This window comes from Acinetobacter sp. LipI_23 (assembly GCF_058243045.1).
Map to the genome: position 1 here is coordinate 2,299,203 of NZ_JBZAYJ010000001.1, position 23,769 is coordinate 2,322,971.

Annotated in this window: 22 protein-coding genes; 7 read left to right on the top strand and 15 right to left on the bottom strand. The window is 42.6% G+C overall.

All coding sequences use genetic code 11. The features are described from left to right. Positions 1–22 precede the first annotated feature (22 nt). The 4 genes from AC4CVD_RS11285 to pheA form a co-directional block, all read right to left on the bottom strand. Positions 23–388: a hypothetical protein gene (locus tag AC4CVD_RS11285; RefSeq protein ID WP_178928518.1), complete on the bottom strand. Its 366-nt coding sequence runs from the start codon at positions 386–388 to the stop codon at positions 23–25. A gap of 108 nt (positions 389–496) precedes the next feature. Next, entirely contained in the window at positions 497–2,746 is a 2,250-nt protein-coding gene (locus AC4CVD_RS11290) for a bifunctional prephenate dehydrogenase/3-phosphoshikimate 1-carboxyvinyltransferase (RefSeq protein WP_490753124.1), read from the bottom strand. A 3-nt stretch (positions 2,747–2,749) separates the two neighbouring features. Next, positions 2,750–3,841: a histidinol-phosphate transaminase gene (hisC, locus tag AC4CVD_RS11295; protein WP_490753125.1), complete on the bottom strand. Its 1,092-nt coding sequence runs from the start codon at positions 3,839–3,841 to the stop codon at positions 2,750–2,752. 67 nt (positions 3,842–3,908) lie between these two features. Next, the gene (pheA, locus tag AC4CVD_RS11300; protein WP_004696123.1) at positions 3,909–5,018 is read right to left on the bottom strand and encodes a prephenate dehydratase; all 1,110 of its coding nucleotides are present in this window, start codon (positions 5,016–5,018) and stop codon (positions 3,909–3,911) included. 456 nt (positions 5,019–5,474) lie between these two features. On the opposite strand from pheA, the gene AC4CVD_RS11305 reads away from it, so the two are divergent. After that, entirely contained in the window at positions 5,475–5,993 is a 519-nt protein-coding gene (locus AC4CVD_RS11305; RefSeq protein WP_078426360.1) for a DJ-1/PfpI family protein, read from the top strand. Between the two features lie 52 nt (positions 5,994–6,045). Here AC4CVD_RS11305 and AC4CVD_RS11310 read toward each other — a convergent pair whose 3' ends face one another. Further along, positions 6,046–7,188, bottom strand: a complete 1,143-nt coding sequence (locus AC4CVD_RS11310; protein WP_490753126.1) for an acyl-CoA dehydrogenase family protein — start codon at positions 7,186–7,188, stop codon at positions 6,046–6,048. A 142-nt stretch (positions 7,189–7,330) separates the two neighbouring features. Then, positions 7,331–8,674 (bottom strand): dicarboxylate/amino acid:cation symporter, encoded by a 1,344-nt coding sequence (locus tag AC4CVD_RS11315; protein WP_490753127.1) that lies wholly within the window; start codon positions 8,672–8,674, stop codon positions 7,331–7,333. A gap of 410 nt (positions 8,675–9,084) precedes the next feature. Between AC4CVD_RS11315 and AC4CVD_RS11320 the strand changes: the two genes are divergently transcribed. Then, positions 9,085–10,080: a glycosyl transferase family protein gene (locus AC4CVD_RS11320; protein WP_114837367.1), complete on the top strand. Its 996-nt coding sequence runs from the start codon at positions 9,085–9,087 to the stop codon at positions 10,078–10,080. Between the two features lie 28 nt (positions 10,081–10,108). Here the strand turns inward: AC4CVD_RS11320 and AC4CVD_RS11325 are convergent, their stop codons facing one another. The 3 genes from AC4CVD_RS11325 to AC4CVD_RS11335 all read right to left on the bottom strand — a co-directional run bounded on the left by AC4CVD_RS11325 (position 10,109) and on the right by AC4CVD_RS11335 (position 11,851). Then, entirely contained in the window at positions 10,109–10,549 is a 441-nt protein-coding gene (locus AC4CVD_RS11325; RefSeq protein ID WP_114837366.1) for a hypothetical protein, read from the bottom strand. Between the two features lie 93 nt (positions 10,550–10,642). After that, positions 10,643–10,909 (bottom strand): YeaC family protein, encoded by a 267-nt coding sequence (locus AC4CVD_RS11330; RefSeq protein ID WP_058869973.1) that lies wholly within the window; start codon positions 10,907–10,909, stop codon positions 10,643–10,645. Positions 10,910–10,912: 3 nt separating this feature from the next. Then, complete coding sequence (locus AC4CVD_RS11335) at positions 10,913–11,851, bottom strand: NAD(+) kinase (protein ID WP_004696112.1); 939 nt, start codon at positions 11,849–11,851, stop codon at positions 10,913–10,915. A 153-nt stretch (positions 11,852–12,004) separates the two neighbouring features. Here AC4CVD_RS11335 and mrcB point away from each other — a divergent pair, with 153 nt between their 5' ends. Both mrcB and AC4CVD_RS11345 read left to right on the top strand, forming a co-directional pair. Beyond that, on the top strand, positions 12,005–14,401 hold the full coding sequence (mrcB, locus tag AC4CVD_RS11340) for a penicillin-binding protein 1B (protein ID WP_490753128.1): 2,397 nt from the start codon (positions 12,005–12,007) through the stop codon (positions 14,399–14,401). Between the two features lie 21 nt (positions 14,402–14,422). Further along, positions 14,423–14,971 (top strand): tetratricopeptide repeat protein, encoded by a 549-nt coding sequence (locus AC4CVD_RS11345; RefSeq protein WP_201951951.1) that lies wholly within the window; start codon positions 14,423–14,425, stop codon positions 14,969–14,971. Positions 14,972–14,983: 12 nt separating this feature from the next. Here AC4CVD_RS11345 and AC4CVD_RS11350 read toward each other — a convergent pair whose 3' ends face one another. After that, on the bottom strand, positions 14,984–15,883 hold the full coding sequence (locus AC4CVD_RS11350; RefSeq protein WP_490753129.1) for an NUDIX domain-containing protein: 900 nt from the start codon (positions 15,881–15,883) through the stop codon (positions 14,984–14,986). Positions 15,884–16,033: 150 nt separating this feature from the next. On the opposite strand from AC4CVD_RS11350, the gene hemP reads away from it, so the two are divergent. Beyond that, positions 16,034–16,201: a hemin uptake protein HemP gene (hemP, locus tag AC4CVD_RS11355; RefSeq protein ID WP_004982394.1), complete on the top strand. Its 168-nt coding sequence runs from the start codon at positions 16,034–16,036 to the stop codon at positions 16,199–16,201. A 116-nt stretch (positions 16,202–16,317) separates the two neighbouring features. On the opposite strand, the gene AC4CVD_RS11360 is transcribed toward hemP, so the two are convergent. The 4 genes from AC4CVD_RS11360 to tfpB form a co-directional block, all read right to left on the bottom strand. Then, the gene (locus AC4CVD_RS11360; protein WP_201951958.1) at positions 16,318–17,655 is read right to left on the bottom strand and encodes a sensor histidine kinase; all 1,338 of its coding nucleotides are present in this window, start codon (positions 17,653–17,655) and stop codon (positions 16,318–16,320) included. Beyond that, entirely contained in the window at positions 17,655–18,317 is a 663-nt protein-coding gene (locus tag AC4CVD_RS11365; protein WP_490753130.1) for a response regulator transcription factor, read from the bottom strand. The genes AC4CVD_RS11360 and AC4CVD_RS11365 overlap by 1 nt, the downstream gene beginning before the upstream one ends. A gap of 145 nt (positions 18,318–18,462) precedes the next feature. Beyond that, positions 18,463–18,825 (bottom strand): NirD/YgiW/YdeI family stress tolerance protein, encoded by a 363-nt coding sequence (locus tag AC4CVD_RS11370; RefSeq protein ID WP_004696098.1) that lies wholly within the window; start codon positions 18,823–18,825, stop codon positions 18,463–18,465. Between the two features lie 101 nt (positions 18,826–18,926). Next, positions 18,927–20,684 (bottom strand): type IV pilus assembly ATPase TfpB, encoded by a 1,758-nt coding sequence (tfpB, locus tag AC4CVD_RS11375; protein ID WP_490753131.1) that lies wholly within the window; start codon positions 20,682–20,684, stop codon positions 18,927–18,929. Between the two features lie 207 nt (positions 20,685–20,891). Between tfpB and AC4CVD_RS11380 the strand changes: the two genes are divergently transcribed. Next, positions 20,892–22,148: an MgtC/SapB family protein gene (locus AC4CVD_RS11380; RefSeq protein WP_490753132.1), complete on the top strand. Its 1,257-nt coding sequence runs from the start codon at positions 20,892–20,894 to the stop codon at positions 22,146–22,148. 5 nt (positions 22,149–22,153) lie between these two features. Here the strand turns inward: AC4CVD_RS11380 and tsaA are convergent, their stop codons facing one another. Beyond that, positions 22,154–22,864, bottom strand: coding sequence for a tRNA (N6-threonylcarbamoyladenosine(37)-N6)-methyltransferase TrmO (gene tsaA / locus AC4CVD_RS11385; protein ID WP_039890059.1), 711 nt, complete (start codon positions 22,862–22,864; stop codon positions 22,154–22,156). A gap of 102 nt (positions 22,865–22,966) precedes the next feature. Here tsaA and AC4CVD_RS11390 point away from each other — a divergent pair, with 102 nt between their 5' ends. Beyond that, positions 22,967–23,746, top strand: a complete 780-nt coding sequence (locus AC4CVD_RS11390; RefSeq protein WP_004696086.1) for a ferredoxin--NADP reductase — start codon at positions 22,967–22,969, stop codon at positions 23,744–23,746. Positions 23,747–23,769: the final 23 nt, after the last annotated feature.

Sequence of the window (23,769 nt, forward strand, 5' to 3'; positions counted from 1 at the left end):
TCAGCATTTTTTATCTATTCAATTAGCCTTTCCACTCAAACTCAGTAAAACTTTTATCTGTTTTTAGCGTATTTTCAACCGCTTGTGCAAGTTGGTTCAACAAGCTTCGTTCAGCAATTCGGTCTAACCAGTCTTGCTCCTCATCTGGATAAGAGGCAATTTCGCACACCAGATTTCCTTCGCTGTCATGACCTTGGCACGTAATAGACAGTGGCAAAGTATGATTATCGACACTCACAGCCACCTGATCACCACTTTGTGGCAATGTTTCAAAACCAAATTGACCTAACTTTTGAACCAGCAAGTCTTGTACCTGCTTCTGTACCACACCGCTTTCACTTACTTCCTGCTGCTGTCCATGCTGTGCAGTAAATTGTAATTTTCTCATTGATCATCCCAAAGGCTTTTTTGTTATATGGGTTTAGCATAATGGCTTAACACAAAACAGCCAAGCAAAAGCTTGGCTGTTCTCACACAAAATATCTAAGCTTTAGTCTTATTCAGTGACTTGGATCGCTAAACCAGCTTGATTGCTTAATTGCGTAAAGGTCGGGAAACTGGTGGCAACCGTTTCAGTACCAATGATTTTAATTTCACCAGAGGTGCGTAAACCTGCCATTGAGAAACTCATTGCAATACGGTGATCGTGATGTGATTCAATTTCTCCACCGGTGAAAATCGCGCCCCACTCGCCCGAATGACCTTTACCTTCGATGATGATGCCATCGTCAGTCGGCGTACAATCGATACCCATGGTTTTTAAACCATCCGCCATCACTTGAATACGGTCTGATTCTTTCACACGCAGCTCAGCAGCACCCGTTAATACGGTTTGTCCTTCAGCACAGGCCGCAGCAATAAACAATACAGGGAATTCATCAATCGCCAATGGCACTTGATCTTCAGGCATATGAATACCTTTGAGTGTACGTGTGCCTTGAATACGAATGTCTGCAATCGGCTCACCGCCTGCAATACGTTCATTTTCAACCGTAATATCTGCACCCATTTGCTTCAAAATCTCGATCACACCTGTACGTGTTGGGTTAATGCCCACGGCTTCTAAAGTAACGTCTGAACCTTCGGTAATCGCAGCACCCACCATAAAGAAAGCAGCCGACGAAATATCTGATGGCACTTGAATCTCTGTACCAACTAACTTACCGCCACCTTGCAGTGAAATACGATTGCCTTCTGTTTTCACGTCATAACCAAATGCACGTAGCATACGTTCAGTATGGTCACGTGTAGGTTCAGGTTCTGTGACCGATGTTTCACCTGCTGCCCACAAACCTGCCAATAAAATCCCAGATTTCACCTGCGCAGATGCCATTGGCAAATCATAGTGAATGCCTTGCAAAGCTTGGTTTCCAGTGATCGAAACAGGAGGTGTACCACGCTCACCTGTTGTTTGAATCTGTGCGCCCATTTCGCGTAACGGTTTAGCAATACGTTCCATTGGACGCTTCGACAGTGATGCATCACCCGTCATTACAGAGTCAAATTTTTGCGCAGAAAGCATGCCTGAAAGCAGACGCATCGAAGTACCTGAGTTACCCATGTAAAGCGCACTTGCTGGCGCTTTTAGGCCATTTACGCCCACACCATGAATCGTCACTTCACCATTTTTAGGACCTTCAATGCTCACGCCCATATCACGGAAGGCTTGTAAGGTCGCTAGCGCATCTTCTCCTTCCAAGAAACCTGTCACATGCGTCGTTCCTTCTGCAATTGCACCAAACATGATTGAACGGTGTGACACAGATTTATCACCTGGCACGCTAAACTTACCTTGGAAACTTTTTTTACCCGGTAATATGGTGAATTGCTGTGTCGTCACTTTATTGTTCTCCATGAAAGGTTTTTGAGCGAGCATATGGTTAAAATGCTGGCGTGCTGCTTGCGCATGTCCAAGCAAGCCCATTAAAGCATGTGAATCTTCATCTTCAATGAGTTTACGAATCGTTGCCAGTTGGTATTCAAAACCATCTACGGCATTTAAAATGGCTTTTTTATTGGCAAAAAAGATGTCGTGCCACATTTGTGGGTCACTTGCCGCAATTCGAGAAAAATCGCGAAATCCCCCCGCAGCATAGCGGAAAATGTCTAAATTATCTTCACGGTTTGCCAGTTGTTCAACTAAGTTAAAAGCCATCAAATGCGGAAGATGACTGGTATGTGCCAAGACTTCATCATGCTTGGCCACATCCATACAAATCACTTCTGCTTTCGCAGCTTGCCATAGTTGAATCAGTTTCTCTACAGCCCAATCAGCACTGGTCGGTAACGGTGTCAGAATCACTTTATGATTTGCAAATAAATCGACCTTACCCGCATGTACACCCGTGTGTTCTGCCCCAGCAATTGGATGCCCCGGTACAAACCCGGCAGGTAATGCTTCGCCATACACGGCTTTGGCCGCGTCGACCACATTGCCTTTGGTACTGCCTACATCGGTAATAATCGTATGTTCTTGCAAATATGGTTTGATGGTTTCCAAGACTTTTTGCGTTGCACGAACAGGCAAGGCCAAAACCACCAAGTCCGCACCTTGAACCGCCTGTACAGGATCACTATACCCCTGTTGGATTAAGCCCAAAGCTTTGGCATCCTGTAAAGTTTTTTCCGAACGTGTAGAAGCTACAATATTTTGGGTTAAACCTTCAGCAATCATCACCCGTGCAAGACTTGAACCAATCAGTCCAAGACCAATAAATGCAACTTTTTCAAACAGTGGCGCAGACATAATTTAAGCGTTCGCCTCTAAACCTAGTACGTTGGCCAAAGCCGTTAAAAATTTCGTATTTTCAGCTTCAGTTCCAATCGATACTCGTAAATGACTGGCGATGCCCACGGGACGAACAATCACCCCTTCTTTTAATAAAGCATTAAAAGTTTGTGCAGGATCGGCTTGTATATCGACCAAAATAAAGTTGGCACGAGAAGGCTCATAGTTTAGACCTAGCGCTTTAAACCCTGTTTCAAGTTGCACCATGCCCGCTTTATTGACCACACGTGATTTCTCAATGAAATCTTCATCTTTCAGTGCAGCAACCGCTGCCACCATGGCTAAATGGTTGACGTTAAACGGCTGACGAATACGATTTAAGAAATCTGTCACTTCTGCCGATGCTAAAGCAAAACCAACACGTAATGCCGCTAAACCAAAGCACTTCGACATGGTACGGCTAACAATCAGGTTCTGATACTGTGCTAAAAACTTTAAGCTATTAAAGTTTTCTGGGAAATATTCCACATAAGCTTCATCTAAAACCACGATCACATGGCTCGGTACTTTTTGCATGAAGCGCTCAAATTCGGCCTCTTCAAACCAAGTTCCTGTCGGATTATTGGGATTTGCAATAAACACCAATTTGGTATTGTCTTTAATTGCCGCCGCCATCGCGTCAAGGTCATGCGAAAAACCTTGAGCAGGTACCTCAATCGCTTCAGCATTGATGGCTTGCGTGACCAAAGCATAAACTGCAAATGCGTGTTGGCTATACACTACCGAGTCTTTATCTGAAACAAATGCACGGGCAAAAATTTCAAGTAGATCGTTTGAGCCATTGCCTAAAGTAATACAATCATGTGCTACACCAAACTGCGTATGAACTTGATCCTTCAAGATAAAACCACCACCGTCTGGATATCGTCCAATTTCCGCCAATTCAGCAGCAACTGCTTCTTTTACTTTGTCCGAACAACCCAAAGGGTTTTCATTTGAAGCAAGCTTAACAATATCGGTCATTCCCAATTCACGCTCTAATTCGCTGATTGGCTTACCTGGTTGATATGGTTTTAACTTCGCAATACCTTCATTGGCTGGAGCAAACGACATGTGACCTTTCCATTCTTACAAGTGGTGTACATGGTTGAGTTTGGAGTAAACCCAACCACCTTAGAGATTACAGTACTGCAATCGGGTATGAACCCAATACTCGAACTTCTTTCACCAGTGGACGAATCTCTTCAATCGCCGCTTTAACATTGTCTTGTTCCACATGCCCTTCTAAGTCGATGAAAAAGACATAAGCCCATTTTTCAGGCAATGCAGGACGCGTTTCGATACTGGTCAAACTAATGTTGTGCTTTGCAAATGGTGCAAGGATTTCCAATAATGCACCTGCGCGATCATGTGCAGAAATCAGCAATGACGTTTTATCATTACCACTTTGCGGGATTCTTTCACGACCAATCACCAAGAAGCGCGTGGTGTTCTCAGGATTATCTTCAATATTACTGTGTAAAATTTCTAAATCATAAATACTTGCTGCAACATCAGATGCAATAGCAGCCGAATGCCATTCAGTACGAATACGACGTGCCGCTTCAGCATTCGAGCTTAAAGCAACACGTTCCACACCTGGATAGTGTGCGTCCAACCATGCACGGCACTGCGCCAAAGTTTGCTGATGTGCATAAATTTGTTTAATACTGTCTTTACGCGTGTTTTCAGACACAAGAAACTGGTGATGAATACGCAATTCAACTTCACCAATCACATTTAAGTGTGAGGCTTTAAAACAATCCAAAGTATGGTTGACCACACCTTCTGATGAATTTTCTACCGGCACCAAACCATAGTGTGCACTGCCTGCTTCCACTTCACGGAACACTTCATCAATGGTCGGTAAAGGACGAACCACAGCATCATGTCCAAAGTGCTTCAACACCGCAGAGTGTGTATAAGTACCAACAGGGCCTAAAAATGCAATACTTTGCGGTGCTTCAAGAGCCAAACATGCAGACATGATTTCACGGAACAAACGTGCCATGGTCACATCAGACAAAGGGCCTTCATTACGCTCCATAACATTCCGTAAAACTTGCGCTTCACGTTCTGGACGGTAAAACATTGGATTCTCTTCAGAAGCAAATTTTGCTTTTGCAACAGCTTCCGCCAGTTTCGCTCGACGGTTAATAAGTTGTTGAATCTGTTGATCAACAGAGTCGATATCCTGACGGATTTGGTTGAGGTCAAGAGAAGTCGTTGTGTTTTGATCGTCTTGGATCATTGTTATGTCGCCCTTCATAAACATTGTGCAAACAGTATAACAATAGTTAGCTTTGAAATCTTGCGCAATAAGACTTTGTATGTTTCAGTGCTAAAAACATACAGTTGATTTAATCATCAAGTTTATCAATAAACTGCCCCAATAATAGACATCAATAAAACCACTGAGCCCTGCCTATTTTCTTCTTGCTGTTATGCATAGAATATCGCCCAATCCAAATACCACGACGATGTTTTGCGAGTCTGAGCTCTTCCCTTTTTAAGCCCTGTCTAGCTTTTGAAAAATTTTGCTACACCTTCACAAAAATCACCATTCATCCGTATTTCAGTGCGTTAGAATATCTTTTAAAATATGCTTTACTTAAGTTGACGTATTCATAACAAAGAGAGTATGCAGCAGTAGCGATTGCTCTATAGTCTCAATAAAACAAAACAATAATGAACTGTAGGTACTGTCATGCACAAAAAAATTGCAGTCTTGGTCACCTATGACTTTGAGGATGCCGAATATGCTGAACCCGTAGAAGCATTTCGAGCAGCTCGGCATAGTATTATTAACCTTGAAAGTCAGGCTGGCAAAATCATTTATGGCAAAAAGCGTAAAGCCTTTGTCACCATCGACCAAAGTATCGATGATGCCTCCGTGCATGACTTCGATGCCTTACTCATTCCTGGCGGTTTTTCGCCAGATAACCTGTGCCAAGATGAACGCTATATCTTATTTGTCAGGCACTTTGCAAACACGCAAAAACCCATTTTATGCAGTGCTGATGCACCCCAAATTTTAATGCATGCTGGAGTTGTGAAAGGTAGACGCATGACGTGTATCCATCACCTTCATCAAGACTTAAAAGATGCAGGTGCCGTGCTTTATGACACAGGTGTTGTGAATGACAATAATTTATACATTTCATCACAAACCCAATATGACCTCCCCGCCTTTATACAAGAAAGTTTATTGGTACTGAACAGATAAAAAAGAGCCTACTTGAGGCTCTTTTACGCATGTTTATATCAACACCTAAGGCTTAGCGCCCAAGTAAGCTACGCGCGACAATTTCTTTCATAATTTCATTGGTCCCGCCGTAGATGCGTTGAATACGTGCATCGACAAAGAAACGTGAAATTGGATATTCACTCATATAGCCATAGCCACCAAAGAGCTGCAATAAATTATCTGCCACCTTCATTTGCATATCTGTTGAAAAGCATTTCAGCGCAGCTGCTGTTTCGACATCCAGTTTGCCTTGCATATAAAGCTCAACATTTTGATTGTAAAAAGCAGCTGTGGCTTGTTCATCAATCTTGGCTTGAGCCAAAACAAAGCGTGTATTTTGGAACTGCGAAATATGTTGACCAAAGGCTTGACGCTCTTTGACGTATTGGATAGTGACATCTATCGAACCACGAATTGCCCCTATAGCCGTTGCTGCAATTGCTGTACGCTCTCGTGGTAGCTCTTGCATCAAATAAGCAAAACCTTGCCCTGCCTGCCCCAACAATTGATCTTTCGGGACTTTTACATTGTCATAAAACAACTCAGAAGTGTCTTGTGAATGCAGCCCAATTTTGTCGAGGTTGGTGCCTTTTTTAAACCCGTCTAAGTGAGTATCGACCAACATCAGTGAAACACCCTTTGCGCGGGCTTGCGGATCAGTTTTCACCGCCAATACCACAAGGTCGGCATGCTGCCCATTGGAAATAAAGGTTTTAGAGCCATTTAAAATATAATGCTCCCCTTGCAAAATGGCATTACTTCGCATGGCTTGTAAGTCTGAACCCGCACCCGATTCCGTCATTCCAATCGCACCGACCACTTCACCTGACACCATTTTCGGCAACCAATACTGCTTCTGCACTTCCGTTCCAATGTGCAAAATATAAGGCGCAGCAATTTCAGAGTGACAAGAAATCCCTGTCGATAAAGCACTAAAACCTGCACGTGCTGACTCTTCCACCAACATCAGTGAATAATGCGTTGGAACACCATAACCGCCATATTCCTCAGGTACATCGACACATAAGAAACCATTTTCACCCAAGACATTCCAGACTGAGCGCGGCATTAAGCCTTCTCGTTCCCACTGTTCATAGTGTGGCGCAATGTGTTCATTCATAAAACGGCGAAAGTTATCGCGAAATAGTTCTAGGTCTGCATCGTAATTCAACATGTTTCTTCCTTGTAGTGACGTTATTTTATTATTCAGCTCACATGCTAGCCATTTTTAATGCAACTGTCATGAACGCATCAGGCCATTTTATATTCCAATAAAAAAGGAAGCCCTTGGGCTTCCTTTTTAAGATGAACTGAAATTATGCGTGAGCATTTTCTTCAACAGCCATCAAGCGGTCTACTTCTTCTGGATTTGCAAGTGCGAAGTTTAATTTTTCTTGGTCTAACTGACCGACCCATTTCGCAACAACAATCGTTGCCAATGAGTTACCCACCAAGTTGGTTAAAGCACGTGCTTCAGACATGAAACGGTCAATACCTAAGATGAGCGCAAGGCCCGCCACTGGAATATGACCAACGGCTGACAAAGTCGCTGCCATCACAATAAAACCAGAACCCGTTACACCCGCAGCACCTTTCGATGAAATCAATAGCACGCCCAATAAAGTCACTTGGTGCATAAGATCGAGCTGAGTATTGGTCGCTTGTGCAATGAAGATCGCAGCCATCGTTAAATAGATTGAGGTACCGTCTAAGTTAAATGAATAACCCGTTGGAATAACCAAACCAACCACTGACTTTTCACAACCTGCAATTTCAAGCTTTTTCAGCATACGCGGTAAAACAGACTCTGAAGATGATGTACCCAGTACAATCAACAACTCTTCGCGAATCATACGAATCATTTTCAAAATACTGAAGCCACAAAGACGTGAAATTGTGCCTAAAACCAAGAAAATGAAAAGTAAACAGGTAATGTAGAAACAGATAATCAACTGAGCAAGCTGTGCCAAGCTACCAATACCATATTTACCGATGGTATATGCCATTGCACCAAAAGCACCAATTGGAGCAAGTTTCATGATCATATTTACAATGTTAAAGAACACATGCGAAATTTGATCGATGAACTTCAGTACAGGTTTACCTGCATCACCCAACTTATGTAATGCAAAACCAAACATCAAGGCAAAGAGTAGCACTTGCAGGATTTCACCTTCAGCAAATGCGCCAACCACGGTGTTTGGAATAATATGCATGAGGAAGTCGACAGTTGTTTGCTGCTGACCAGATTCAACAAACTTTGAGATACCTGAAGTATCTAGTGTTGAAGGGTCAACGTTCATGCCCACACCTGGCTTCCAGATGTTAATGACCAGTAAACCGATCAACAGTGCAATCGTCGATACAATTTCAAAGTAAAGTAGCGCAACACCGCCTGTTTTACCCACAGACTTCATACTTTCCATACCCGCGATACCACTCACGACGGTACAGAAAATTACTGGTGCAATAATCATCTTGATCAGCTTAATAAAGCCTTGACCTAGAGGATAAAAAAGCTCACCCCAGCCGGGTACATATTTTTCAACGCCATTGATAACTTGCGTACCACTAGGGAAAAAATGTCCTACTAAGATACCCGCAATAATCGCGACAATAACTTGAAAATATAGTGACTTATAGATTGGTTTCTTAGTCATAACGAATACTTCTGTAAATCAAAAGACTGAAAAAATCGGCATACCTATACTTCCTCATAGGTAGTGGGCTTTCTGATAAACACAAAAAAGCCCACAGTTTGGACCGCATCCAAACACCGGGTAAAAAACTCATGGTGTACAAACAACAGCAATGTGACAAAAATCACAGTTCATTCATATTTACTGCAATGGGAGAGACTAAAAACTAGCGAGTCACAATTATTGGGTAAATTTTACCTAACATTCTTTAATCAAAGTAAACTGATTTCAATCATAATGTATAAAATCTAAACAATATGACTCATACTTTAGTCTAATGGTGAAAAATTTATTTAAAATTAAAAGTGCTGTTTTTTTTGATTGTTCCACTAAAATAGCACAACACAGCCTTCACTTACTTTGGTTTTTCCATGAACAACAAAAGAAATATTTATAAAGATGCTGAGCACCCTTTTGCCCAGTTTGTTCGCATTATTGGCAAAGGGAAAAATGGTGCGCGCTCACTCAGTTATGAAGAAGCTTACCAAGCCTTTGATATGATCTTGAAAAATCAAGTGTTAGATGTACAGCTCGGTGCATTTCTGATGCTACTACGAGTTAAGGAAGAGTCTGTAGATGAACTGGTAGGCTTTGTTCAAGCCACACGAGATCAACTGCCGTTCACGGCTTTAGAGGTCGATTTAGACTGGTCTTCTTATGCAGGCAAGCGTAAACACTATCCATGGTTTCTCTTAGCGGCACTGACTTTAGCTAAAGCAGGTTATAAGGTCGTGATGCACGGAGCATCAGGTCATACCATTAACCGTATTTATACTGAGCAGGTATTAGAGTATCTCGATTTTAATATTTGCCAAACTCAAGCAGATGTGGAACAGGAATTAGCGACGCGTAATTTTGCATATTTACCGCTGCACGCCATCTCCCCGATTTTAAGTGACTTAATTTCCCTACGAAATGTTATGGGTCTTCGTTCACCCATTCATACTCTTGCACGCTTGATCAATCCATTTAATGCCAAAGCAACCTTGCAAGCTATTTTCCACCCTGCCTATCGTGGTTCGCATCAGCAAGCAGCATTTAAACTGGGCTATAAAAATAGCGCGGTCATTAAAGGTGAAGGCGGCGAATTTGAACGTAACCCAGATGCCAAAACACTGATCTGCGGCATCAAAAATGGTGAACTCTACGAACATGAGCTACCTAAACTCACCGACAACCGAAGCCCAATTGAAGAAGAGTTAGATTTGGCTGAGTTTAAAGCAGTTTGGCTGGGTGAAAAACAGCATGAATATGGTGAAATGGCAGTGACTGAAACCATTGGCATTGCGCTCTATACCATGGGAGTGTGCGATACATATAGCGATGCCATGCAACAGGCCAACCAGCTTTGGCACACTCGTTTCTAAGCATAAGGGACAAGCAAAAGCGTGAACGTTATTCGTTACGCTTTTCGACCCAGTAAAAGTCGGCCCAGTAAGGATAATGCTTTCCTGAAGAATGAATATTTCTGAGTATCAACTGATCACCAATATGGATCTCAATTTTTTGAGATTCATAAGGGCCAGATAAATAAACATCTTTTTGTTGTCCAATGAGGTTTGAACAATAGAGCTGATGGCTTTTTATCTTTTTCGATGCTTCACCTGCATGGGCGTTATGGATCTTTATTCCAATCAATAACATCGGATAACCATCATTTTTCATTGATGTGTATTGTGTGACGGGATTTTGAAAATTTTGACTCGGTAACACAGAAACATCTAATAAACATTCAATTTTTCTTGCATCACTTGTTCGCTCAGCAAATACATTGGTCGAAATTACAGTAATGAAGAATAAACTGAGTCGAGTGAGCTTTATTATTTTTATAAGCATAATGATTGAAACAGTTTGAAGGTATTCTTGTTAGATTGAGTTGTTGAATCACCAAGCATCTGTTGCTGAGCGATTCAACGTATTTTTAATCAATTAAATAAACCGAATAGGTTTAAATTCTGGTTCAGGCACATGAGAATCACACTCCTCACCTTCTTCTTTATGCCCTTTATCAATATAACCCGTACGTTCTTTTTCAGGAGTATTCTGATGCTCCCAAGCAATAACGGCTTGCATACAAGTTTGACGTTGTTCAGCAGTCAACGCAACGCCATTCGGCCATTTACCAATTTCTACAGCTGTTTTTAAACGCTCAACAATATCGGCATCTAAAATAGAAAGCATCTGTTCAATATTCATGATTTAATCCTGTTGAAAAGAGTCAAAATCTTGGTTCCAACCGAGTTTAGTACGGCATGACATATAAAAATCATAACCCGGTGGATGTAATAAATTCAGTTTAAAGGGGTGCTTACGAATATGTAAGCTATCACCCACATTGAGTGAAACACTGTGTTGACCATCGGCACTGACCATCGGCAAGACACGGTTTTCACGAATCAGAAGCTTAATTTCACTATGACCACCCACCACAATCGGGCGTGAAGACAAAGTATGTGGATGCATCGGTACCAAAGCAATCGCATCCATCCCCGGATGCACGATTGGGCCACCACCTGACAACGAATAAGCGGTTGAACCCGTAGGCGTCGATACAATCAAACCATCACTGTGTTGACGGTAGACATATTGACCATCGATATTGAGTTCGAAGTCAATCATATGCACCGACTTGCCCGAGTGTAATACCACATCGTTTAGCGCAATAGCATCATAAATCGTCTCGCCCTTTGAGCGAATTTCCATTTCCAATAAGAAACGACGATCTAACTGAAACTCACCTTTTAAGACTTGATCGAGCTTAAAAATCACTTCAGTCGGCTTGATGTCGGTTAAAAAACCCAAACGCCCTCGGTTTACACCCATTACAGGGGTATTAAATTTAACCAAGGCACGTGCAGCATGCAGAAGTGAGCCATCTCCGCCCACCACAATCACCAAATCGACCACTTCACCCAGAAGCGCACGACTCACCGTTTGCGTGTTTTTATAAGGAACCAGTTCAGCGGTTTGCGCATCAAAAACGGGATGTAACCCTAAGCTGAGTAGATGATCATGAATAAGACATAAGGTTTCGACAACTGAAGACTTATCTGGACGTCCAATTAAGCCTATGTTTCGAAATGTTTTATGTGAAATTTGCACCTGCAACATCGCTCCGCTACGATTCCCGCCTATCATAACATTATTTATTTAAATTGATTCAAAAACTAAAGTGACTGCTGCTACACACGGAATTGTCTCTATATTTCAGTTCGTTCACAGTTTAATTATTGCAAATTAGCGAAAAGCTTCGCATGATTAGCACAATTTCTCAGGATCTTATTCGTATTTATGAAGTCAGAACGTGGCATAGGTTTAATTGCACTGATCTTCTGCATCTTAGTCATTGCAGCATTCTTGGTGTTTAGTATTTATTTAATAAGACTCGACTCCGTTGTACGTGACAAGTTTGAAGGCAAGCGCTGGGACATTCCTGCGAAGGTATTCGCACGCCCACTCGAAGTGTATACCAATGCCCCTGTCAGTCAGGCTGACTTCACTCAAGAGTTAAAACTTTTGGGCTATAAGTCCTCGGAAAACTATACCAAATCAGGGAACTTTGTCAGTTCTGGCAATGAGCTATATGTACACACTCGTGGCTTTGACTTCGGTGATAGTATCGAGCCTGAACAAGTGCTTAAAGTCACCTTTGCCAATGAGCAAGTGGCTGAAGTCAGTGCAACTAAACCCTCATCTACAGGGATTGCACGTTTAGAGCCGATGCTGATTGGCGGGATTTATCCGCAGCATAATGAAGACCGTGTCCTGATTAAACTCGACAAAGTCCCTAAGCCTTTAATTGAGGCTTTAATTGCAACAGAAGATCGTAATTTCTATAGTCACCACGGCGTTTCAATTCGTGGTACGGCACGTGCGATTGTGAGTAATGTCACGGGTGGAAAACGTCAAGGTGGTTCAACACTGACCCAACAGTTGGTGAAAAACTTCTACCTCACCCCTGAAAAAACCATTAAGCGTAAAGTCAATGAAGCATTTATGGCTTTATTGGTCGAGTTTCACTATGACAAAGATGAAATCTTAGAAGCCTATCTCAATGAAGTGAACCTCGGGCAAAACGGCAACTATTCTATTAATGGCTATGGTTTGGCTTCGCAGTTTTACTTCGGCATGCCTTTGCGTGAGCTAAATATTGCGCAACAAGCTTATTTGGTGGGTTTGGTACAAGGTCCAACCTTATATAACCCTTGGCGTAACCCAGAAGCTGCAAAAAAGCGTCGTAATATTGTTTTAAACAACATGTTGGTCATGGGCTATCTAACCCAAGAACAATACGAAACTGAAACAGCTCGCCCTTTAAATGTGATAGCCAAACCGACTCTCGGCCCTTCACGTTTCCCAGATTTCTTAGACATTGTACGCCGTCAGTTACGTACCGAATACCAAGAAGGTGATTTGACCAACCAAGGTCTACGCATCTTTACAACGCTCGATCCGATTGCCCAAACCAAAATTCAAGATGCGTTTAAATCGACTGTTAGTCGCTTAAGCCGTGGTTCAAGCCGTCTAAAAGAGCTGCAAGGTGCAGTATTGGTTGCACATCCTGAAAATGGTGAATTGGTCGCAGCTGTTGGTTCAACCCAAGACTTTACTGGTTTTAACCGTGCACTCGATGCCAAACGTCAAGTTGGTTCATTACTTAAACCTGTGATTTACCTCAGTGCGATTCAGTCGGGACGTTACAACTGGGCCAGCCCAATTGAAGACAGTAGCATTAGTATTCAAGCCAATGGTAAAGCATGGACACCTAAGAACTATAGTGGTGGTGAACATGGCGTTGTGCCAATGGTACAAGCACTGTCTAATTCATATAACTTATCAGCTGTTCGCCTTGGTCAAGAGTTTGGTTTATCGACGTTTAGCAATCACCTAAAACGTTTTGGTGTGACCAGTAATATTCCAACCTATCCATCCATTTTCTTGGGTGCGGTAGACATGTCTCCGATGGAAATGCTTAGCATTTATGGCAACTTTGCCACAGGCGGTTTTAAGTATCCGACTAAATCCATTCGTACTGTTGTCGATCAAAATGGTCGCTTGCTGACCCGTTATGGTTTAAATGTCCAACAAACCATTGACCCTGCTTCTGCCTATGTCCTGAACTATGGTCTACAACAAGTGATGACCTCAGGTACAGGTCGTTCAGCTTATAACACTCTACCGAACTCGCTTCAGCTTGCAGGCAAATCTGGAACCACCAATGACACCCGTGACTCATGGTTTGCAGGTTACTCGGGCAATTATGTTTCTGTGGTTTGGCTAGGTTTAGATGACAACAAACAAACTGGCTTAACAGGTTCTTCAGGTGCGTTGCCAGTGTGGACCAATGTGATGAGCCAGCTACGTCAAAAACCAGTCAACTTACGCCAACCCGATGATGTGCAATGGCACTGGATTGATCGTGGCACGGGTTATCTTGCTGCTCAAGGTTGTGAGGGCGCAATGTATATTCCCCTCTTGCGAAACACCATACCACGCAAAGCAACTGCATGCGGCTTACCGCATTATCAAGTTGAACCCACTTACAATCCTGAAACAGATGGTTACCAAGCTACACCTGAACAAGGCGACAGCATAGACAACTATATTCGTGAAAGTGAATCGAACATGCAGCGAAACTTAGAAGATGAGACGCAAGTCATTTCGAGTGGTAGCTATCAACCTGAATAAATAGGACGGATTTAAATTTTGATGTGGTTTAAACGTTTAAGTATCTTAGTAACCATCGTGACTGTGGCAGGCTGTCAAAGTCTCCCACAGCTAGCTGAAAAAAAGATACCTGAAAAGCCGACACAGTCGGATAAAGAGCAGAAAACACCTTCAGGGGTAACAATTCATCCTTATGATCGCGAAGAAATTCAACGTCAGAAGATTGTGATTCCTGAGCAGAAAAGCAAACAACAGTTTGATGATGGGCGACAGCTGCCTGCTTTTAAAAGTCTGATGCAAAAAACACAAACGGCCTATCGCCAAGGCCAGTGGAGTCAAGCACAAAGCTACGCCATGCAAGCACAGCGTTTAGCGCCACAGTCGAGTGAGACCTTTTTGTATTTGGCTTTAATTGCCAATCAACAAAAACAACCTGCAAATGCGGAATCGCTTGCACGTCGCGGCTTGAGTTATGCCCAAAGCAATGCCATGAAAAAGCAGCTTTGGAGCGTTATCTTAAAAGCAGGTCAAATGCAGAAGAATCAGAAAACCATTCAACAAGCCCAAACAGCAATCAAAAGTCTGTCTTAAAAGCACGCTCCGTTAGATGGAGCGCTGCCCTGCTATACCATAAGCGCCATAACTTTGCGCTTTGGCTAAATCGGCTAACTGTAAGCCGCCTAGAGCAAAAATTGGGATATGAATCTCTTCTGCAATCAAACTCAATTGCTCCCAACCCAAAGTTTCACTATTTGGGTGGCTGAGTGTATCAAGTACGGGACTGAGTAAAAGAGCATCACAGCCAATTTCTTGTGCATGTTCAGCACTGCTACGGTCATGACAGGCCGCAATATAACGCTGCCCAACATTCAGCTCCCCTTTACTCAATTGCATCAGTTGAGATTGTTTCAGGTGTATGGCCGCAACTGCCTGCTGTTGTAGTGGATTTAAACCTTTCCATAGTTCTATATTGACAATCACCCGTGCCAATTGTTCTACACTCAGTTCTGCAATTTTTAAAATATGTTCAGGACTGGCAGACACTCGCCAATACAGCACTTGTTGTTCAGGCAAATCCTTCAACACATCGATTTGATCTGAAATTTTAATCACGGGTGCAGCATAAAGTCGCTTCAAAATGGCCTGATTGGCTTTTGGAAAGTTAAGATCTTGTAATTCGGCACGCTTGAACCACGCCCATGGTGAGTGAATGTCTGCCAATAGATGATTTGATACTACGGCATGAAATAAATGCAAATTGACAATCACATCGTCATATTCAAACTGAATACAGTCAAAAGCATGCCAATCTTGTATATCAATTCCGACCTCTTCTAACACTTCACGGCGACAAGCTTGCTCAGGCGTTTCACCTGCTTCCACCTTCCCTCCAGGAAATTCGTGCTTATTGCCCTGATGCTGTTCCGCCTGACGCCAGCCCACCAAAACTTTGCATTGATGTAAAAGGATGGCTATAGCAACTTGAACCAAAGGTTTTGACATAATCAGATTCCATTTCAGATGTGTAGTGTATTGAGTGATTGCATGTAACGATATTGAAGTTTTTTATATTTTCAGCGAGAAAATGTTGACAGCCTCATTCGATAATGATTATCATTTAAATCGTTCAACATATACCACGGAGTCGCCAGAATGAACGCACCATTTAGCTTATTTACTCGTAACGAAACAACCCATTCACTACCAATGCTACACTCAAACAACTTATTTGCCCTAGGCCGTGAAATTCGCATTATGCATGCTGGAGAAGAGTATCGTCTACGACTCACTCGCAATAATCGACTCATTCTTACCAAATAAGAACTATAAAAACCCAATAACAATAATCGTGGAAACAAGCAGTATGTCAGCGCGTACTGCTTTTTAATGTCTTTAAGTTTGATCATTTATGCTGTTTTTATCACAAATCTGCACATCTAAGCCTCAACCCTATTTAACAGCAGCTCCACTTTTAAACCGCCTAAGTCGGATGAAATAAATAACAACTGCCCTGCGTGTAAATCGACAATTTTCTGACAAATCGATAAGCCCAAGCCTGAACCTTGTGTTTTTGTACCTAAAGCCCGATAGAAGCGTTCACCCAAGCGCTGGATAACTGCTGCATCGACCCCATTTCCGCTATTTTCAATCCTCAGTCTGAGCTGCTGTTTTTCAATCGTGAGATTGACAAAAACTTGTGCCTGCTCGGGGCTATAGCGAATGGCATTGTCGAGCAAATTGCGAAGTGCGCTAAATAAGAGCTGCTCATTGGCCAAGACACAGGCTTGCTCTGCAAGCACCACGTTAATTTTAATCTGTTTTGAGTCAGCAAACGGCTGTAAAGCTTTAATCACGTCCTGCATTAGTAGACTGAAGTCAAACTTAGTCTTCGCCAAGCCCTCCTTTTGCTCAGGGTCTAGACGCGCCAGCAATAACAAATTATCCAACACCTGTACCCCACGACTGACATCTTGCTGGATCGGTTTGAACTCACTTTCAAGTTCAGGGAACTTGCGCTTGAGCACCTGAAGTCGCATTTGTATCGCAGACAGTGGAGAACGTAACTCATGTGAAGCATCCGCGGTAAAGCGCTGCTCTGCCACTAAAGCTTGGTCTAAACGCGCCAACAAGGCATTCAGCTGAGATAGCATCGGTTGCAACTCAATCAGCTCAGGTTCTGGCATAGAAATAGGTGCTAAATCATTGACCGATTTATTTGAAATTTGCTCTGAAACTTGGTGTATCACCCGAAATTTACGTCGAATGGCAAAATGCATCAACAACCACTGTACACACCAGACTAAAAACAACACACCGCTGAAAACTAGGATGCTTTGCCAAAATGCATGGAAACGTTCGGACATCGACTGGGTCACTTGAACCTGTAAACCGTGATTATCCTGCGCAGTATAAATACGCCACAGTTTCTGCTCTGACCAATAAAAACCATAAGGTTCATCGGAAACCAAACTCAAATGATCCACAGTTATTTTTTCAGGTACATCTTCGGATGCAGTCAAAAGTTGCTGCGCATTATCGAGTCGATAGCGAATATCAAACTCATCACTAAGCTCTGCCAAGGCTTGACCATTGCTGACCGTTAAATCATCTGCCAGCAACATATCGGCCATTTCATCCATGATTTCATCTTGCATAGACATAGTCTGATAAACCGACACCCCAATGAACATCAGCAATGCCAAAAGCCCCGCCAGTATCGAACTGAGGAGCGAACTTTTAACAAGCTGACGCTGTAATGAAATTGGCTGAGCCATTATGTGTCCTGATTCATTCTGTAGCCCAAACCACGTATGGTTTTAATACAGTGGCTACCGAGCTTTTTTCTCAATTGATAAATAAAAACCTCGATCGCATTGCTTTCGATTTCATCACCCCATGCATAAAGACTTTCTTCGAGTTGTTCCCGCGTAACGACATATTCGGGCTTGAGCATCAATTTATGCAAAATTTGAAACTCTTTGGCAGTTAAATTAACAGCTTGACCATTTTGAGTCACACTTTTGGCTTGTGGGTCGAGTTGGATATTGGCATAGCTCAATACATGCGAACTGCTATGCTGTTGCTGTCGAAGTTGTAAGCGAATTCGAGCGGATAATTCCTCTAGACTAAAAGGTTTGACCAAATAATCATTGGCGCCCAAGTCTAGTCCTTCAACCCGATCTCGAATACTGTCACGCGCTGTTAAAAAAATCACAGGAGTCGATAGGTTCTTGCCACGGACTTTCAGCAAAATGTCATCGCCTGTGGCATGCGGCAATCCACGATCTAAAAGCACACAGTCATACTGATGCTGTTCAATGGCTAAAATGGCATGGTCGCCCCGTTCCACCCAATCGACACTGTAGCCATCCATTTCAAGCCAAGTTTTAATACTCTCAGCTTGTGAGACGTCATCTTCTGCTAATAATATCCGCACTGCTTAACCTGCCTAATCACTATTGTTTAGATCATGCCGTGAAATGGCTCAAAATACAAAAAACCACAGGGCTAATATCCAATCAAAGCCCTGTGGTTTTTTAAGAAAGCCCAATCAAAATTGAATTGAGCTTGGGCAAGTGTGTTTAGAATTTCACTTGATCTACGTCAATTTCAACGCGTTTTGCTGGTTTGTAGTCAATATCTACTTCACCGATAATGGTTACAGGTGTTTTAGCCGAAATTGCTTTACCACCCCATAATTCATCATCTATGTCAACAGTGATTGAACCCGTTTGGTCACGGAATTCATACTTCTCATCCCCAATGGCTTTGACCACATAACCTTTTAACTGGACGTGGCTGTCATCTTTTAATGTTAACGCATGCTTAACCGTGGTTGGTGTTGAAGCAGCAACAGCCGCTTGGTTCACTGCGGTGTTTGCTACAGCGACAGTTGTTGAGCCAATAACACCAGCAACCAATAACGCTTTCATCATCATATTCATATCCAGTACCTCTATTTAATTGTTCACCTATTCGATGAAGTCATTAAACCAAAGCTAGATGAGCTGAATCTTAAGAAAACTTCAAGTAACGTATTAAACGCTTAGTTGAGTGGGACGACACGTAACACTTCTTCTAGCGTGGTGACGCCTTCTAAAACTTTACGAGCCCCTGCAATTCTTAAAGGCTCAATGCCTTCTTTTTTGGCTTGTTGACGCAGTGCGGTCAAGTCACCATTGGCGCCAATCAGTTGCTTCGCCTCTAAACTCACAGGCATAAACTCATAGATGCCGACTCGTCCTTTGTAGCCCGTTTGACGACACTCGTCACATCCGACTGCGGTAAAGACTTTTTCAGGCATTTCCATAATGTAATCAAAAGTCAGATGCTCCCATTCTTGGCTATTGATTTCCTTTTCAACTTTACAATGTGGACATAAACGACGTACGAGACGCTGTGCCAATACCCCTAAAATGGTTGCCGCGGTTAAGAACGGTTGTACGCCTAAATCATGCAAACGCGTTAGACTGGAAGGTGCATCATTAGTATGCAGAGTGGACAGCACCAAATGCCCTGTAAGTGCGGCCTGAATCGCCATATTGGCCGTATCATGGTCACGAATCTCACCGACCATAATAATGTCAGGGTCTTGACGCATCAGCGCGCGAACACCATCAGCAAACCCAAGATCAATGCCTGTATTCACCTGCATTTGGTTAAAACTCGGCTCTAACATCTCAATTGGGTCTTCAATGGTACAGACGTTCACCTGTTCGGTAGCTAATTGTTTCAAAGAAGAATAAAGCGTGGTGGTTTTACCTGAACCCGTTGGCCCTGTCACTAAAATAATGCCGTGACTATGCGAAGTCAGTGCTTGCCAATCACTGAGCAAATGCCCTTCAAAACCCAACTGCTGAAAACTGCGTACTAAAACTTCAGGGTCAAAAATACGCATCACCAACTTTTCACCAAAAGCGGTCGGTAAAGTCGAAAGACGCAGTTCTGTTTCTTGTCCTTTCGGTGTCCGTGTTTTTAAACGTCCATCTTGTGGTTTACGTTTCTCTGCCACATTCATTCGACCTAAAATTTTAATCCGCGAAATCACCGCGGTTAAAGTATTGGCTGGCATGTTATAAATCGTATGCAGCACTCCATCAATACGGAAACGAACTTTGCCGTTGTCTTTACGTGGTTCTAAGTGAATATCACTGGCACCTTGCTCAAAAGCAAACTGTAAAACCCAGTCGACTAATTTAACAATGTGTTGATCATTGGCATCAGGGTTTTGACTATCGCCCAACTGTAAAAGTGCTTCAACGCCTTTATTATCACGCTCGTAACTCCCAGACTTCTGTGAATTACTGACGGCGCGACTCACTTGATAATACTCGACCATATACCGCTGTAATTGTTCAGGGCTGAGTAATACACGCTGGATTTTTTTTGGTGCAACATTGTGCTCCAAATTTGCGATCCAATCTTTCATATACGGCTGATCTGTTGCAATCAACACTTGATTGGCCTGAACTTCAACAGCCAAGATTTTATTGCGGAAGGCGAATTCTTGAGACATCACCGAAGTCAAAGCTTGCACATCGGCTTTGAGCGGATCAATCACATAAAACGGTAATTGGGTCTTTTCGGCTAACCACTGACAGAGCCGATTTAATGTCAGTCTCGACTGTGGATGCGACTGATCCACCAGATTAAAATGAGCAATCCACTGTAATGGATGCCACTTCAATTGATCGCGTTGACGGTGCGAGGTGTGTACTAGATTTTTTTCTTTTTCAGTAATTCGCCCATCTTTAAACAGTTGATCTAAGCACCAAGTGGTATCAATTTCAAAATTAAAATTCATTGTTATACGTCCCCAAACATAACCCCACTATAGCAAGATTTTCTGTATTCATTCGCACAAAGCATAAGCAAATCCTACAAATATCAGGAGTAGCCAAGCTCATCAATATAATCACGAATTTACTCACAAATCTTGCTCTTTTAACTTGAATCCACCTTCAGCATTAGCCTATATTTTAGACAGATCATTAGCTCTTGTGAGGTAGGCTTGGACTTCAGCGCAATTTCCATCAACAGTTTAGCGTTATCTGAAGTCATCATCACCTTGGCTTCAGCATTAGGCTGTGGACTGTTGATTGGTCTAGAGCGCGAACGAAGCAAGCAACGTGAAAACCAACAGAGCTTTGCAGGACTACGCTCCTTTGCCATTTGTGCACTCCTCGGTGCTATTTGTTTTTTATTTGGTGTCAGTATTGGCATAGTCGGTGCGTTGATCATCGGCGGCATCGTTATATTCTCAATGAAAAACCAAACAGAAGATTTGGGTTCAACCACTGAACTTGCCTTTGTCATGACTTATTTTATCGGGGCGATGTGCTTATGGAATACACCTCTAGCAGCAGGTTTAGCGGTGCTCCTGACTATTATTTTAATGACCAAACATCCGATGCACAGCATTGCGGGGAAATGGATTACTGAGGCTGAGTTTAAAGACGGTATCTTTCTCCTAGCGCTGATTTTAATTGCCCTGCCCTTAACGCCGAATACGCCTTTATGGGGTGCTGTGTTGAATCCCTATATTATTTTAAAATTAGTCACGCTCATTCTTGCTGTTCAAGCGCTTGCACATATCGCCAAACGACTGCTGAGCACTAAAAATGCCATGATTTTATCGGCAATCGCTTCAGGTTTTGTATCGAGTACAGCGACAGTTGCCAGCTTAGGGATGGAAGTACGTGCAGGTCGAGCACTCGCCAAACCAAATGCCGGTGCAGCGCTCATGTCCTGTATTGCGACTTTGTTGCAACTACTAATTATAGTCGCAGGTGTGAGTATACTTTGGCTCAAAACTATACTGCTGCCGACGCTTGTGGCAAGTGTCCTTTTAGGGATCTGTGCTTATGCGTTGGTACGATCTGCCCCTGCACAAGAACAACATCAACCCACTGATTCACGCATGTTTAGCTTAAAAGAGGCTGGCATTATTGCCCTGACTTTGACGTTCATCCAAGCGGGTGTGTATGGACTTAACCTTTGGCTGGGAGATGCAGGTTTAATCGCTGGGACTTTGCTGGCCTCTTTATTTGAAATTCATGCAGCGATGGCAACAGTGGTCATGCAAGGGGCACCGACAGACACGGCAGCAATGTCTGCATTTATATTAGGTTTGACTGCACACGCTGTTGCCAAGTCCATTAATGCCGCCTTAACAGGTGGTAAGCAATACTTTATAGCTTTTGCCCCGATTCAGATTTTGCATATGGTGGTTTTGATTGGGCTGTTGTATTGGAGCTTCTCTCTTTAAATCTCTCATTCTACGGCCGTGATATTCACTGTAGTTTCACCCACTGTAAAAGCGATATCAACAGCAGCAAATTTCATTTTATATACCCGTGCTTCATCATCCTGATACGCCGGTCTGGGATCTAAAGATAAAATGGCTTCAAGCTCTTGTAGGGTCTGTACAGACAATTTCCCACTCGTCAAAAGCTGCTGCTTCTGTTCGATCGCCCGATTCGACCATATCACCGATTTACGTTTAGGTTCATCTTGCGCATAGCCACTTTCCGCTTCTATAACGGCATCTGAGTAGTGAATATAGGGTTTAATATCGACAATCGGGGTGCCATCTAGCAAATCACTTCCTGTGACATACACTCGAACCGATTTCCCTTCTTTTTTAACGTACTTGAGCTTTACCACCGATAGACCAATCGGTGAAGGACGATACATACTACGCGTAGCAAATACTCCTATTTTTTTATTGCCCCCTAAGCGTGGCGGACGAACTTGTGAGCGAAACTGGTTTTTTTCTGGATTTTTATTGTCATGAAACTGCCACACCAACCATACATGACTAAATGCCTCAATTCCTTCAAAGGCCAGAACATCATTATAGGGTGCTAGCATTTCAATATACGATTCCACTTGAACCAAATTAGGCTGACGAGGAATACCAAACTTTTCCTTATAAGAAGAGTGCATATAGCCAATAATTGGCAAGGTTAACTCAGTCATCATCACTTTTTCTAATAAGCTCAATTAAATATATTCAGTTTATCGAGAATGATTTTAGATTAGAATAGCAACCTGTTCTAATTTGATAATTTATTGAGACCTTTAATGGCTGCTTTCAACGTCGAAAAGATTACTCACGTCCACCATTGGAATGATACTTTATTCTCTTTTAAAACGACGCGCGACACTGCTCTACGTTTTAAAAACGGTCAATTTGTGATGATCGGCCTTGAAGTAAATGGCAAACCGTTAATGCGTGCTTATTCTATTGCTAGTGCAAACTACGAAGAAGAACTTGAGTTTTTCTCAATTAAAGTTCCAGATGGCCCGTTAACCTCTATTTTACAAAAAGTTAAAGTGGGCGACGAAATTTTGGTATCTAAAAAACCAACTGGAACTTTAGTACTTGATGACTTAAACCCAGGTAAAAACCTATACCTGCTTTCTTCTGGTACAGGTCTTGCACCGTTCTTGGCGACCATTCGTGACCCTGAAACCTATGAACGTTTTGAGAAAGTGATTGTGGTTCATGGTACACGCTTCATTTCTGAATTGGCTTACCAAGACCTCATTTTAGACGAACTTCCGAACAATGAGTTCTTTGAAGAGCTAGGCATTAAAGATAAATTGGTTTACTACCCAACGGTTACTCGTGAAGAGTATCCAAACCAAGGTCGTGTCACAACTGTAATTGAAACTGGTGAGATTTTTGAGAAGATCGGTTTACCACGTTTCAACCCAGAAACGGACCGTGCAATGCTTTGCGGTAGCCCTGCATTCCTCGATGACGTTGCTGCACTTCTAGACCAACATGGTTTAAAAGAGTCGCCACGTATGGGTGTACTTGGTGACTACGTGATTGAACGTGCATTCGTTGAAAAATAAGATCGTATAAAGATATTAAAAAA

Excerpts from the sequence above, each read along its gene's own strand:
- AC4CVD_RS11310 (WP_490753126.1), bottom strand. The coding sequence starts at position 7,188 with ATGTTGAATTACGATGCAGACCTAGAACTATTTCGCGATAACTTTCGC.
- tfpB (WP_490753131.1), bottom strand. The coding sequence starts at position 20,684 with ATGAATTTTAATTTTGAAATTGATACCACTTGGTGCTTAGATCAACTG.
- AC4CVD_RS11390 (WP_004696086.1), top strand. The coding sequence starts at position 22,967 with ATGGCTGCTTTCAACGTCGAAAAGATTACTCACGTCCACCATTGGAAT.
- hisC (WP_490753125.1), bottom strand. The coding sequence starts at position 3,841 with ATGTCGTTTGCTCCAGCCAATGAAGGTATTGCGAAGTTAAAACCATAT.
- AC4CVD_RS11335 (WP_004696112.1), bottom strand. The coding sequence starts at position 11,851 with ATGATAGGCGGGAATCGTAGCGGAGCGATGTTGCAGGTGCAAATTTCA.
- AC4CVD_RS11320 (WP_114837367.1), top strand. The coding sequence starts at position 9,085 with ATGAACAACAAAAGAAATATTTATAAAGATGCTGAGCACCCTTTTGCC.
- AC4CVD_RS11370 (WP_004696098.1), bottom strand. The coding sequence starts at position 18,825 with ATGAATATGATGATGAAAGCGTTATTGGTTGCTGGTGTTATTGGCTCA.
- AC4CVD_RS11360 (WP_201951958.1), bottom strand. The coding sequence starts at position 17,655 with ATGGCTCAGCCAATTTCATTACAGCGTCAGCTTGTTAAAAGTTCGCTC.
- pheA (WP_004696123.1), bottom strand. The coding sequence starts at position 5,018 with ATGATCCAAGACGATCAAAACACAACGACTTCTCTTGACCTCAACCAA.
- AC4CVD_RS11305 (WP_078426360.1), top strand. The coding sequence starts at position 5,475 with ATGCACAAAAAAATTGCAGTCTTGGTCACCTATGACTTTGAGGATGCC.
- AC4CVD_RS11285 (WP_178928518.1), bottom strand. The coding sequence starts at position 388 with ATGAGAAAATTACAATTTACTGCACAGCATGGACAGCAGCAGGAAGTA.
- mrcB (WP_490753128.1), top strand. The coding sequence starts at position 12,005 with ATGAAGTCAGAACGTGGCATAGGTTTAATTGCACTGATCTTCTGCATC.
- AC4CVD_RS11315 (WP_490753127.1), bottom strand. The coding sequence starts at position 8,674 with ATGACTAAGAAACCAATCTATAAGTCACTATATTTTCAAGTTATTGTC.
- hemP (WP_004982394.1), top strand. The coding sequence starts at position 16,034 with ATGAACGCACCATTTAGCTTATTTACTCGTAACGAAACAACCCATTCA.
- AC4CVD_RS11350 (WP_490753129.1), bottom strand. The coding sequence starts at position 15,883 with ATGTCAAAACCTTTGGTTCAAGTTGCTATAGCCATCCTTTTACATCAA.
- AC4CVD_RS11345 (WP_201951951.1), top strand. The coding sequence starts at position 14,423 with ATGTGGTTTAAACGTTTAAGTATCTTAGTAACCATCGTGACTGTGGCA.
- AC4CVD_RS11330 (WP_058869973.1), bottom strand. The coding sequence starts at position 10,909 with ATGAATATTGAACAGATGCTTTCTATTTTAGATGCCGATATTGTTGAG.
- AC4CVD_RS11290 (WP_490753124.1), bottom strand. The coding sequence starts at position 2,746 with ATGTCTGCGCCACTGTTTGAAAAAGTTGCATTTATTGGTCTTGGACTG.
- AC4CVD_RS11325 (WP_114837366.1), bottom strand. The coding sequence starts at position 10,549 with ATGCTTATAAAAATAATAAAGCTCACTCGACTCAGTTTATTCTTCATT.
- tsaA (WP_039890059.1), bottom strand. The coding sequence starts at position 22,864 with ATGATGACTGAGTTAACCTTGCCAATTATTGGCTATATGCACTCTTCT.